Annotated in this window: 11 protein-coding genes; 4 read left to right on the top strand and 7 right to left on the bottom strand. The window is 68.5% G+C overall.

Going from position 1 to position 12,403, the window contains the following annotated elements; genetic code table 11:
• The first annotated feature begins 39 nt into the window (after window positions 1–39).
• From ACFQU4_RS03555 to ACFQU4_RS03545, 3 genes are read left to right on the top strand one after another with little or no spacing between them, the layout of a single operon-like run.
• A complete protein-coding gene (locus tag ACFQU4_RS03555; RefSeq protein WP_377487024.1) occupies window positions 40–219 on the top strand; it encodes a hypothetical protein in 180 nt (59 codons plus the stop codon).
• A complete protein-coding gene (locus ACFQU4_RS03550) occupies window positions 216–1,256 on the top strand; it encodes a methyltransferase (protein WP_377487022.1) in 1,041 nt (346 codons plus the stop codon). Before ACFQU4_RS03555 ends, ACFQU4_RS03550 begins: the two co-directional genes overlap by 4 nt.
• 18 nt (window positions 1,257–1,274) lie before the next feature.
• Window positions 1,275–1,658, top strand: coding sequence for a hypothetical protein (locus ACFQU4_RS03545; RefSeq protein WP_377487019.1), 384 nt, complete (start codon window positions 1,275–1,277; stop codon window positions 1,656–1,658).
• 284 nt (window positions 1,659–1,942) lie between these two features.
• Here the strand turns inward: ACFQU4_RS03545 and ACFQU4_RS03540 are convergent, their stop codons facing one another.
• The 6 genes from ACFQU4_RS03540 to ACFQU4_RS03515 all read right to left on the bottom strand — a co-directional run bounded on the left by ACFQU4_RS03540 (window position 1,943) and on the right by ACFQU4_RS03515 (window position 8,888).
• Entirely contained in the window at window positions 1,943–2,740 is a 798-nt protein-coding gene (locus tag ACFQU4_RS03540; protein WP_377487348.1) for an ABC transporter ATP-binding protein, read from the bottom strand.
• Between the two features lie 68 nt (window positions 2,741–2,808).
• The gene (locus tag ACFQU4_RS03535) at window positions 2,809–3,846 is read right to left on the bottom strand and encodes a FecCD family ABC transporter permease (RefSeq protein ID WP_377487016.1); all 1,038 of its coding nucleotides are present in this window, start codon (window positions 3,844–3,846) and stop codon (window positions 2,809–2,811) included.
• 68 nt (window positions 3,847–3,914) lie between these two features.
• Window positions 3,915–4,973, bottom strand: coding sequence for a FecCD family ABC transporter permease (locus tag ACFQU4_RS03530; RefSeq protein ID WP_377487013.1), 1,059 nt, complete (start codon window positions 4,971–4,973; stop codon window positions 3,915–3,917).
• A complete protein-coding gene (locus ACFQU4_RS03525; protein WP_377487010.1) occupies window positions 4,970–5,962 on the bottom strand; it encodes an ABC transporter substrate-binding protein in 993 nt (330 codons plus the stop codon). Before ACFQU4_RS03525 ends, ACFQU4_RS03530 begins: the two co-directional genes overlap by 4 nt.
• 53 nt (window positions 5,963–6,015) lie before the next feature.
• Window positions 6,016–7,017, bottom strand: a complete 1,002-nt coding sequence (locus tag ACFQU4_RS03520) for an ABC transporter substrate-binding protein (RefSeq protein WP_377487007.1) — start codon at window positions 7,015–7,017, stop codon at window positions 6,016–6,018.
• 41 nt (window positions 7,018–7,058) lie between these two features.
• Window positions 7,059–8,888: an SIP domain-containing protein gene (locus ACFQU4_RS03515; protein ID WP_377487005.1), complete on the bottom strand. Its 1,830-nt coding sequence runs from the start codon at window positions 8,886–8,888 to the stop codon at window positions 7,059–7,061.
• Window positions 8,889–9,057: 169 nt separating this feature from the next.
• Here ACFQU4_RS03515 and ACFQU4_RS03510 point away from each other — a divergent pair, with 169 nt between their 5' ends.
• Entirely contained in the window at window positions 9,058–10,677 is a 1,620-nt protein-coding gene (locus tag ACFQU4_RS03510) for a helix-turn-helix domain-containing protein (protein ID WP_377487002.1), read from the top strand.
• Between the two features lie 199 nt (window positions 10,678–10,876).
• On the opposite strand, the gene ACFQU4_RS03505 is transcribed toward ACFQU4_RS03510, so the two are convergent.
• Entirely contained in the window at window positions 10,877–11,026 is a 150-nt protein-coding gene (locus ACFQU4_RS03505) for a hypothetical protein (RefSeq protein WP_377486999.1), read from the bottom strand.
• Window positions 11,027–12,403 lie beyond the last annotated feature (1,377 nt).

Below are 12,403 nucleotides of genomic sequence, written 5' to 3'. Positions count from 1 at the left end.
TGGATGTACCGAGAACCACCCCGGGGAGGCAGCGAAACCGTGATCACCAACGCCAGCCACCTGCACCACTGGACGACGGTGTCGCAGCACCGGACCAGCGAGGGCGCGGTCGCGTACGAGCGCTGTGACTGCGGCCGGTGGCGGGTCCGCCGCGAGCTGACTGTCGTGATCGAACGCAGCATCCCCGTCACGACCCCTGACCGGAGGAGAAATCCATGACCGTGCCGGATTCGGCACCAATGGCCCCGTCGCCAGCGCCGCTGATGCAGCTGGCCACCGGCTTCTGGGCATCCAAGACACTCGCCGCGGCCCACGAACTCGACCTGTTCACCCGGCTGTCCGGCACCGACGGCACGACGACCGACGGTTTGGCGGCCGAGCTGGGCCTCCACCCGCGGCCGGCAGAAATGCTGCTCACCGGATGCGCGGCGCTCGGCCTGCTGGAGAAGAACGGCGACGCGTACGTCAACAGCCCGCACGCCGAGGAGTTCCTGGTGCGCGGCAAGCCGTACTACTTCGGCGGCTTCGTGACGATGCTGGACCAGCGGCTCTACCCAGGCTGGGGGAAGCTGACCGAGGCGATCCGGACCAACCGCCCCACCACCTGGGACCCCGAGCGCCAGACGTCGATCTTCGCCGACGTCGACCCGGAACTGCTGAGTGTCTTCTGGGAGGCGATGCACTCGCTGTCGTCGTACACCGCACACTCACTCGGGGCGACCATCGACCTGAGTGATCACCGTCGGCTGCTCGACGTCGGCGGCGGCTCCGGTGCCTACGACATCGAACTCTGCCGGCTCTATCCCGACCTGACCGCAAGCGTGTACGAACTCGCCGACGTGGCCGGCTTCGCCGCCGGAAAGATCAAGGAGGCGGGACTCTCGGAGCGGATCCAGACGATCACCGGCGACTTCTTCACCGACCCGGTCTATCCCGCCGGGCACGACCTCATCCTGCTCTCGATGATCATGCACGACTGGAACGAGGAGCATGATCACGAGATCCTCCAGAAGTGCTGGGCCGCGTTGCCGAGCGGCGGTGAACTGATCATCAGCGAGCTGCTCGTCGACGACGACAAGGCCGGTCCGCCGGCAGCCGCGCTCATGAGCCTCAACATGCTGATCGAGACCGAGGGCCGCAACTACACGTCCGCCGAGTACACCGCCTGGCTCCGTGATCTCGGATTCACCGACGTCCGCACTGTCCGGTTCGACGCTCCGGGCGCGAACGGTGCCGTCATCGGCCGCAAACCGTAGCCCCTGGAAAGGAAACAGATGATCATCACCAAGCAGCTCCGCCGCGCGGCCGTCATCATCGGGATCGCCGCAGCGACGACCGTCCTGAGCGCCCTGGCCGGCGGGACCGGTACGGCGAACGCGACAGAACCACGCGTGTCATACCGGCAGTGCGTGGGCGACGAGTACGGCTACGGCTGCATCAGCGAGGACGGCAAGTCAGCCTTCGTCGTCGACCGCCGCTGCAACGATCGCGCACAGGCCTTCATCCGACTCCACAACGGCAGCGGTTGGGAACGGTCTACGACCGGAACGGCTGCCGGCCCGGCGCCAGCAGGGCCTACCTCACACGCGGCCACTACGACGACATCGGGATCTGCCACTGGAGCTCCGGCCGGATGCGCTGCTCCTGGACCTAGTTGATCAACGTGCCCCGAGCCGGTCGAAGACCACGTTCCGCAGTTCCGAGGCATCTTGTTGATTCGGTGCAGGCCGGTCCGCGTCGGTGCCACGTCTGCGGCGGCTGGTCACATCGAAGGCATGCATGCGCCCAGTAGCAACAGAGTTCGACCCCTGCTTCTCGCTCGGGCTGCGGCATCTCTGGTCGGGACTCACACCGGGCACGGCCGTGCTGCATCCTGCGTTGCGGAAAGTCGAGCTGTCTGTCCGGTGATCCGGCAGGACGAGTCCGGCGTCCGCCGCGCTCGTCAGGCCTGCTTTCGGTCCCTGCCCAAGGGCACCACCTGCGGCGTGCCGGCCACCGGATCGGACACGATCAGACAGCGCAGTCCGAACACCGCCTCGACGAGGTCGGCGGTCACGATCTCGGCCGGTGTTCCCTCGGCGACGACGGCGCCGTCCTTCATCGCGATGAGGTGGGTGGCGTAGCGTGCGGCCTGGTTCAGGTCGTGCAGTACGGCCACCAGGGTCCGGCCCTGTTCGTGCAGGTCGGTGAAGAGCTCCATCAGTTCGATCTGGTGTGCGATGTCCAGGAAGGTGGTGGGCTCGTCCAGCAGCAGGATGGGCGTCTGCTGAGCGAGGGCCATCGCGACCCATACCCGTTGCCGCTGTCCGCCTGACAGTTCGTCGACCGGCCGGGCGGACAGGTCGGTGACGGCGGTGGCGGCCATCGCCGCGACCACGGCCCGCTCGTCAGCCTCGGTCCACTGGCGGATGAAGCCCTGATGCGGATACCGACCGCGGGTCACCAGGTCGGCCACCGTGATCCCGTCCGGGGCGATCGAGGTCTGCGGCAGCAGCCCGACCCGCCGCGCCACCTCCTTGGTCTTGAAGGCATGGATGGAGGCTCCGTCCAGGACCACCCGGCCGGCCGACGGTTTCAACAGCCGCGACAGCCCGCGCAGCAGCGTCGACTTCCCGCAGGCGTTCGGACCGACGATCACCGTGAACGACTCGTCCGGAATCTCCACCGACAACTCGCGGGAGATGACGCGTTGGTCGTAGCCGATCGTCGCCGACTGCACCTGGAGGCGTGAGCCGCCGATGGGCGACGGGTCCGGTCCGGGCGGGTCCGTCGCCGTCGCCCGGACGTTGACCGTGCCGGCATGAAGTTTCACAGGCGTCTCCTGGCTTCGGTGAACAGCAGCCAACCGAGGTACCCACCGCCGAGCATGACGGTGATGATCCCGACCGGCAGCGGAGTCGGTGCGGCGTGCTGGGCAAGGTAGTCCGCCGCCAGGCACAGCAGGGCGCCGACGCAGGCGGCAGGTGCGAGGGTGATCCCGGCGGTATGGGCGAGCCGGCGGGCGATCTGCGGCGCGACCAGGGAGATGAACGCGATTGGTCCCGCTGCAGCGGTGACGGTCGCGGTCAGGGCCACGCCCACCACGACCAGGGCCAGCCGAACCGCGACGACCCGTACTCCCTGTGCTGCGGCCGTGTCGTCGCCCAGCTCCAGTTGCCGCATCGGCCGGCTCAGGATCCCCGCCAGGACCAGGAGCGCACCAATGACGGCTCCGCCGACCAAGACCTGGTTCCAGGACACCCCGTTGAGCGACCCGGCACCCCATACGGCGGCCGCCATCGCGACTTCCAGGTCGGCTTTGAGGATCAACCAGGTGTTCAGGGATCCCAGCATCGCCGAGACCCCGATGCCGACGATGATGAGCCGGAACCCCTGCACCCCGCGCCGGTAGGCGAGCAGATAGACCGCGACAGCCGTGACCATCCCGCCCAGCAGCGCTCCGCCGACCAGCTGCGTGTAGGTGCCGTTGATCACCAAGATCACGATCAGCGCGCCGCTGTAGGAGCCCTGCGAGAACCCGATGATGCCGGGGTCGGCGAGCGGGTTGCGCAGCATCGACTGGAAGACCGCCCCGCTCGCACCCAGCGCGGCGCCGAACACGAGCGCCGCGGCCACGCGGGGCAGCCGCCACTCGACCACGATGTCGTGGATCAGCCCGGTCTCCCCGCCGGCCAGCGCGGAAAGCACCTGGCCTGGGCCAAGCGAGTACGAGCCGGTCATCAATGCGAGCACCGCCAGACCGACGACCGCGACCACGAGCACCGCACAGACAACGACCGGACGCCACTCGAGCCGCACCGCGACCGTCCAACGCCGCAACACCAGAACCGGCCGCCCGAAGTCCACCCGCTCCACTGGATTCCCGCCCGTCGGCCGAAGGCGAGCCGACCGCGGCCGAGTCGAAGTGTCGGCGTTCATAGTCCGCTCGCCCTCTTCCGCCGCACCAGCGCGATGAGGACCGGTGCACCGACGAAGGCGGTGACGATACCGACGGGTATCTCGCCGGGCCGCATCACGACCCGCCCGAGGACGTCGGATGCCAGCAGCAGGCTGGGGCCCAGCAGCGCGCTGTAGGCGAAGATCCAGCGCTGGTGCGGCCCGACGATCCAGCGCGCGACGTGCGGAACCATGAGCCCGACAAGCCCAATGGGTCCGGCGATGGCAGTAGCACCCCCGGCAAGCAGGGTCAGCGCGAGGATCGCGACGACGCGGGTGCGGGCCAGCCGGACGCCTTGGGCGACGGCCAGGTCGTCGCCGAGGGCCATGGCGTTGAGCGGACCCGACACCGCGAAAGTCAGGACCAGCGCCACCACGAAGAACGGCAGGATCGGCCACACCAGGTCGAGCGGACGGCCCACGATCGAACCGGCGTTCCAGGATCGCATCGCGTCGAAGGCGTCCGGGTTGGTCAACTGGAGTGCCTCCCTGGCGCCCCCGAGCACCGCGCCGACGCAGACCCCGGCCAGCACCATCACCACCGGGGACTGACCCTGCCGCGTCGACCCGAGGGCGAGCACCATCAGCGTGACGATCAGCGCCCCGGCGAAGGCGAACCACAGATAGCCCTGAATCTCGCGGACGCCAAGCACACCCACGGCGACCGTCACCGCGAAGGACGCGCCGGCATGGACGCCGAGGATGCCCGGATCGGCCAGCGGATTGCGGGTCAGCGCCTGGATCAATGCACCCGACAGCCCCAGCGCCGCGCCGACCACGAGACCGACGACCGTGCGCGGAACGCGGAAGTCACGGATCGAGAACTGGTCCGGGTCGGTCGACGGATGGAACAGCGCATCCCAGATCACCGTCGGCGGGATGGCCTTCGAGCCCACCATCACGCTCAGCACCGCCAGCGCCATCAGCGCAACGAGAGCGACGATCAGCCCCACCGTACGGCGGCGGCCAGGTCCGGTCGACGCAGCGGACGGCGACTCCGGACGAGCCGCCGTCTGCTGCGCATCCGTGAGCGTCATTCGGCCCCGGGAAGCGTGCTGAGCGCCTCCTTCAGCGACTCCAGATTGCCGATCTTGCTCGCATAGGTCGGGCCAATGTTGCACCGCACTCCGAGTGCTCGGCCGTCCTTGACCTGTGGGAGCGACGTCCAGACGTTCGTTCCCATGGTCGGTTTGAACTTGGGGTTCACCTCTCTGTCAGCACCGAGCGGATAGACAAGTACGTCCACGCTCGCGGCCAGGTCGCTGAGGCCCTCGATCGACTGCGACGGTCCGGGTCCATCGAGCTCTTCACTCGGAGGATCGGGGAGGATCCTCAGACCGGCTTCGGTGGCATAGGCGGTGCAGTACGAGTGGGCGTACTCGACAGCGAACTCGCCCGCCGACCCAGTCCAGTTGTTCAGGAACGAGAAGGTCGTGGAATCGAAGAGGTCACCATATTGGTCCTGGATCTCGGCGATGAGCGCGTCGTATTTGGCCTTGCCCTCCTTCATGGTGTCGAGTGCGCCGGTCGCGTCGGCAAGCCGCTCGGTCTGGGTCTTCCATCTGGAGTTCTCGACCTCGAAGTAGACAGTCGGCGCGATCGACCGGAGCCGCTCCGCGTCGTACTTGTCGCCTTCCAGCACATGATCGGGCTCGCTGACGACGATGAGATCCGGCTTCAAGCTGGCAACCTTCTCGTAGTCAACCGGGTCACCGACGTCGACCGCCGCGTCGTTGGCTCGCTTCTCCTCGGCAGACAACCACGGAAGGTCCGCCTCGGAGGCCTTCGGCCCGAGTCCCACCGGCTCTACGCCGAGCGCCAGATAGGTCTGCGCCGAGCCGAGCGCGACGATCCGCTGTGGGTCGGCGGGAATCTCGACCGGCCCGTTGTCAGCCTCGAAACTGCGGATCGTGCTCGTGGTCTCGGTCGGCGTCGCCTCAGGGCCGCTGCCGCAGCCGGTGAGGGCCAGGGCCGCGCTCAGCAGGGCCGTGGCGAGCGCCACCGTTCGTCGTCTCAAGGTGGTCATCGAGTGTCGCTCTCTGGTGTGCGTACTTGGGTTGCAGGGTGTTGCGGGTGCCGTCATTCCTTCGCCGGAAGCGACGCCAGCGCTCGGTCGAGCGAATCCAGGTACCGCAGGACGGGACCGTAGGAGTTGTTGCCGGGGCAGAAGAGTCCGAGTGCGCGACCGGAGTTCACGGTCGGCAGCGCCTTCCAGGTGTTGGTCGCGACCACCGGGGCGAAGGCCTCGGCCGGGTGGCCGTCGACGTCGACGGGGTACGTGATCACGTCGTACTCGGCCAGGCTGCTGATCTGTTCGAACGGCAACGATGTCCAGCCCAGGGGGTCATCGCCCTCGGCCGCCCGGGGGAAGTCCAGGCCGAGGTCGTCCATGGCAATCTCCACACAACCGAAGTCCGAGATGGAGAACGTCCCGGGGTCAGAACTGTCCCAGCGGTCGACATGGACGAACCTGGTGTTCTTGATCATGCCCGAGTACTTCTGCTTCATCTCGGCGACCTGTTCCTCGAACGCCGCCTTCTGTTCGCCGAGCCCGTCCGTGACGTTGCCGGCCTCCGCGAGTCCGTCGGCGAAGGCCTTCCACTCGACGTCGAGTCCCCAGAAGACCGTCGGGGCGATCGATTCCAGCCTCTTCTCGACCTGCTCGAACTCGCCGGCGGGGAACTGGGCCAGGATGAGGTCCGGCTTCAGGCCGGCGAGCTTCTCCAGGTCGATCTGGTCGCCGCTGGAGCCGAGATTCGTGGCCGCCTCGAACGCAGCCTTCTGTTCTTCGGGAATGAGGCTGAGTTCGGAGGCACCCACCTCGGTGACGCCCACCGGCTCGCCGCCCAGGTCGATGAACGGAAGAGTCGTGTTACCGATCGTGACGACCCGCTGCGGGTCAGTGGGCACCTCAACCCTGCCGTTGTCCGCCTCGACAGTGCGGGTCTCAGCGGCGGGGTCGGCGGCGCTGCCGCCGTCGTCGGTGGCACTGCCGCAGGCGGCGAGCGTCAGGAGCAGCGCGGCACTCACCAGGGCCGCGATCGAGGGAGCACGGTGTCGTCCCAGGGGTGGCATGGACATGGATGCGTTCCGCCTTCTTCTCTTCTCTGGCCGGGAAAGGGTCAGTTCGTCCCGGCCGGTACGAGCTCGTGGACGGTGGTGCCCCAGCCGACGGTGTGCCTCTCACGGCGAACGAGTCCGGCCCGGTTGATCACGGCGTCGAGTTCGGTGGCGGTGCGTAGGCCGGAGCCGTGACAGGTCAGGGCGAGCAGGTCGGCTTCGCCGTCGTGCTCGTCCGGATCGTCGGTGTCGAAGGTCTCCTCGATCAGCAGTACCCGGCCGCCCGGAGTGAGGTTCTCGGCCGCGCGGCGGAGGGCGTGGGCGGCGTCCGCGTCCGGCAGGGCTTTGAAGGCTCGGATGACGAACACCGCGTCGGCCGTGGGGCCGGGCTCGAAGACGGACTGCTCGACCACGCCGACCCGTGCCCGCTGCTGGTCGTCGGAGATCGTGTCGGGCAGGTCGCGGCGCAGCCAGTCGGCCTGGGCGGGCAGCGCGCAGATCGTCACCCGCAGGTCGGGGTGGGCGGCGACGAACTCGCGGGCCTGGGCGCCGGCGCCGCCGGAATGGATCACCAGGTGGCGGACGCCGGCCAGCAGTTCGGACCTGGCGATCGGTTCAGCCAGCGCGGGTTGGAACCTGGACAGGCGTTCCAGGTAGCGGTCCTCGTAGTCCTGCTCGGCCCGGACCTCGGCGAAGGTCTGCCCGGCGACCGAGGCGTAGGACGCCGTGCCAGTACGGATCGACTCCGTGAGACCAAAGATGCCGAGCAGTTCGCGTCCGCCCACGCCCGCCGGATGCAGCGACTCGGCCACGAACTCGTTGGTCAGCACCTCACCCACGGCGGTCAGGCCGTAGTGGCCGGGTTCGGTCTCGGTCAGCAGGCCCAGGGCGTACAGGTAGCGGAGCAGCTTGCCCAGTGCTCGCTGATCGGCGTCGGTCTTGATGGCCAGGTCGACCACGCTCGTCACATCGCGGGAGATCAGGTCGGGAACGCCCAGCTCGACGGCGGTGCGGATCGCGATCGGCCGGATCAGTTCGGTCAGCTCATGGATGCGCTCGAACGGCGTGGTCGACTTCTCGGGATCGGGCACCGCTGCGTCGGTAGCCAGTGCCACGACCTCGCCGCGCCGCCAATACCCGGTGAACTCGATGTCGGTCTTCGGCAGGCCCCGGTCCTCGACCAGATGGCGGCGCAGATCTCGTACGGCCGTATGCTCCCCGGCGAGCCAGGCGAACGGACGGCCCTGCCACCAGTCGCTGCTCCTGACCGCGTCCCGGAGGAGAGCGGTCGTGCCCGCCTCTGCCGCACCGCGCACGAGCCAGGTCACGTCGACCCCGGCCGGCCTGCGCAGGTCAAGCCGATGCGAGTCCTCGGCGACCTCGACGAACACCTGCCCGCTGGCGTCCTCGGGCAGCTCCTCGAGCAGCCGGGCGATCGCGGGGATGGCCGTGTCGTCACCGGCGACCAGGAGCCAGTCCGCGTCCTGCGGGAACGACCGGGACGCGCTCGGGCCGTAGAAGTGGATGCGGTCGCCGGGCCGGGCCCGGTAGGCCCAGGTGGTCCCCACGCCGATGCCGTGCTTGACGAAGTCGACGTCCAGCTCGCCGGCCGACGGGTCCCAGCGCCGGACCGTGTACGCCTTCGACAGCGGGCGGGGGTCCTTCGGCAGCTCGACGCCCCGCTCCTGCTGCACCGGCAGCACCGGCTCCGCGCGGCCGGGATAGCGGAACACCAGCCGGATGTCGTCGTCGAAGCCGGTCGAGTCGAACGCCGGCTGCGCGAACCCGTTCGCCGAGGTGAAGGCGCGGAGCTGGTCGCCGGCCAGCGTGACCCGCCGCATCCCCGGCGAGAGATCCAGCACTCGGACCACCTGGACCTCGCGCAACGTCACGGGGCGCACGGTCAGCCGGCGGGAGGTTTTCGGCATGCTGAGGAGAGCCCTTCCGATCGGTTCCGGGGAGTGTGAGCAGGCCGCGCGCCGTCATCGGCAGGAAGACCAGGAACAAGGTTAGGTAATGCTCACCTCTCATCGTGTGCGCAGACTGCCGTATGGTGAGGAGGTGTCGCGCCCCTCTCCGTACCTCGCCGGCACGAGCAAACCGCCGCCGATCCCGGGAGCACGGTCGGATTCGACGGGAGCCACCGCCCGACCGCTGTTGATCTGGGTCCGAACCGGCACCGCGCATGTGCACATCGACGCCACAGCGCCGTTCCACCTCTCCGCCGGGGACGGCCTGTGGATTCCCGCGGACGGCTGGAACCACCGCGCGATCGTCACCGAGCCGGGCACCGTCGCCTTCCCGCACTTGCCTCGGGGAGACGTCGGCACCGACGGACCGTCGGCACCGGTCCGATTCGAGGTCCCCGACGGCTGGCAGGACTGGCTGATCCAGCACTTCAACCTGCAGGTCACCCCGCTGAGCGGTCGCGGATACTCCCGGGACGTGATCACCGACCTTCTCCGCCGTGCTGGAGCACGCCCGGCGGTACCTCCGCGAAGTCGGAATGCCGAACCTTCCGCATTGCTCACGCCTCCGCCGATGCCGAAGTCCCGTGGAGCCCGAGCAGTGGCCGAGGACTTGATCCGCGACCCCGCGCTCGACCTCACCGTCGAGCAGTGGGCGGCCCGGGCAGTCTCCAGCCCGCGCACGCTGCGCCGCGACTTCCTCGCCGGCACCGGGCTCAGCTTCGAGCAGTGGCGGCTGCACTGCCGGCTGACCGCGGCCGTGGAGTTCCTCGCGGCGGAATACGACGTCGACCAGGTGGCTGCCCGGGTGGGCTTCGCCAGCCGGAACGGCTTCACGCGCGCGTTCAAGCAGCGGTTCGGACCGACGCCGTACGAGTTCGGCCGGCGGCTCTCCGCGAGTGGACCGGTGCGACGCGACACGGCGGCACGACAGACCGACAACCTCGTCCGGATGGTGCGAGAAGGCGCCACCTCCGCGGCCCCACCCGACCTGTTGCCGGCCGCCGCCACGCCCCCGCACACCAACGGCCGGCATGTCCTCAGCTGGATCTACCGCGGCAGCGGCTACCTCGATGTCGCCGGCCGCCGCTACCAGCGCCATCGCGGCCTCGCCACGTGGATCCCGGCCGACGTGGAGCACATCACCGGCCTTCGGGAGAACTCCATCTCCCTGCCGCTCGGGGAAGCCGGTACCTCCGACCTCCTGCTGACCGAGCCGCTCCAGGTGCAGTTCTCCCCCGCCTGGGACGACTACCTGATGCACTGCTCCCTCAGCGCCCGCTCCATCCTTCGCCCGGACGACCACGATCCCGGCCGCATCCTCGGGCTGTTCGCCGAGCAGGTCGCCGCACAACGTGCCCTGTCGGTACCGATGCCTGTCGATCCGCAGGCGCGCGCTGTGGCGACCGACTACCTGCGCCGCCTCGGCCTGCCTGGCAGAGCGGCCGACCGGCACGCGCCCGCCACAGTCCGCCGGACCTTCCGGGACGAGACGGGCATGACCTATTCCAGTTGGTGCTACGCGGCCCGGATGCGCATTGCCCGCGACCTGCTCGTCGGCGGCGCCCAGCCCAGCGCCGTCGCCCGTCGCCTCGGCTACGCCCACCTGCCGACCTTCAGCGCCGCCTTCGGCCGGTTCCACGGACTCTCGCCACGCGACTACCAGGAGCGCGAGCTCGGCGGCACAACCTCACGAGAAGGTCAGGACGGGTAGCCGCCGGTCGGTCAGGTGGTTGGCAACAGCTTCCCGCCGCGATGTGCCCGACCAACCCGAGTGGGTCACAGAGGCACTGCGCTGGATCGCCGGCCACACTCGACCGGCAGCTGATCTTGCAGATCCCGACGCGCTGCGCGCCCTTCTCGACGGCATCGCCGTCCGACTCGACGGCATTGCATGATCGGCAACTGTGGTCTCACGGTGGCGGAAGATCATCAGCAACCTCGCCGAGCACGCCGTCGAACGCAAGATCATCACCGAGAATCCCGTCCCCGCCGCTGCCCGGAAGACACCACAGCGCACGACCGCGGCCGTCGATCGGCGCCGGGCCGCCAACCCGACCCAAGTCAGCAGGCTAAGACAGCCGGACACAAAGGAAGAACCCCTCACCAAGCATCCTGCTTGGTGAGGGGCGTTTTACCGCTCGTAGCCCCGACGGGATTCGAACCCGCGCTACCGCCTTGAGAGGGTGGCAGAACACGATCTCTCATGCAGCATCTGACAAGGCAGAACACCCACGACGACGACCCCAGACCAGCAGGTTCTCCGCGTATTAGCCGAGCAGTTCAGTGGGGGCCTTCGGAACGTGGTGTTCGGGACGCTGGGATTGATCCACCACAAGAGCCTTCCGAGGCTCAACCCGCCAGGTCACCAGGTCCACTAGCCGGGACCCGAGTTCCATAGGCCGTATGACGAGCCGGCGGTCCGGTTGACGGCTGGGGCGACGTGTTGTCAGGCACGGTCACGCGTTCGTCATCGCCACAGGGATGCGGTCGAGGGTTCCCTGTCGTCTTGTAGTCCACTCGGCCGCATCGGCCACGAGCTCCGCGCCTAATCGAGGCCCTCCGTCTACCCGAGCGGGTTCGGAGAGCAAGCCGTTGGCTTCCTCGCCGATACGTTCGCGGCCCATCCGGAGAATCTCCAGCCAGAGAATCAACGACCGCTGGCTACCCGAACGACCATTGAGCTCGCCAACGTGCCAGGCTCTCGGCTGATTGCCAGCCTCTCGTCCGCTACCCGCGGATCATCAGCGGGAATCGCCGCCCGGCGGCGCGCTTCACCAGTCGAAGGGCGCTGTCGGCGCGGCGTGTCCGGTCGCGCCGAGCGGATACGCCATCGCCACCGCATGTAATCCCCACCATGCGCATCCCGAGACGGTTCGCGTTGCCGGCAGTCACCAGGTGCTGAAAGTGATCACGGAGGACACCGTCCCATTGCGGATCGAGGGGAGACGACGCGGCTCCGACTGCTTGGCGCGAGCAGTTCCCCGGCTCGGCCGGCCGCCTGAGTGCAGAACCACGGCAGCTCGCCGCCGCCACGCGCATGCTCCTCGGAAAGACCGCAGAGCTGATCATCGACGAGTGACAAACGGATCCGGAGGACTCTGAGCCACTGATCGCACTATGGCGAGGACGTCGGCCTGGCGTTGATCAGAGCCGGGTATCTCAGGGCGGCCGACACAGTTCCAGATCACGGCCGGATCCGGCATCGCGACGCGGAGCCCGACGCGCGGGGACGGCAGCTCGGCCCCTGGAGTGGCTGCTGAGGTCCACCATCATGCGTGTAACCGGCGTTGCAGTTTGCGATCGGCAGCATGGACGGATTCTGGATCCCTGGAACGGCGCCGTGGTGCTCGGCGTCCGGTGGTCGTACTGACGTTGCGCTTGCATCGGGAACAGCCGAGCAGACTTGGCGGCCGCCGAGCACGCTCGGGGAACCACAG

It is taken from the genome of Microlunatus sp. GCM10028923, assembly GCF_042666975.1.
GTDB lineage: Bacteria > Actinomycetota > Actinomycetes > Propionibacteriales > Propionibacteriaceae > Microlunatus.
Note: the sequence above shows the minus strand (reverse complement) of the source record. Positions and strands in the feature narration are given on the sequence as shown.

Coding starts and splice junctions, on each gene's coding strand:
- ACFQU4_RS03550 (WP_377487022.1), top strand. CDS start 216: ATGACCGTGCCGGATTCGGCACCAATGGCCCCGTCGCCAGCGCCGCTG.
- ACFQU4_RS03545 (WP_377487019.1), top strand. CDS start 1,275: ATGATCATCACCAAGCAGCTCCGCCGCGCGGCCGTCATCATCGGGATC.
- ACFQU4_RS03530 (WP_377487013.1), bottom strand. CDS start 4,973: ATGACGCTCACGGATGCGCAGCAGACGGCGGCTCGTCCGGAGTCGCCG.
- ACFQU4_RS03525 (WP_377487010.1), bottom strand. CDS start 5,962: ATGACCACCTTGAGACGACGAACGGTGGCGCTCGCCACGGCCCTGCTG.
- ACFQU4_RS03520 (WP_377487007.1), bottom strand. CDS start 7,017: ATGTCCATGCCACCCCTGGGACGACACCGTGCTCCCTCGATCGCGGCC.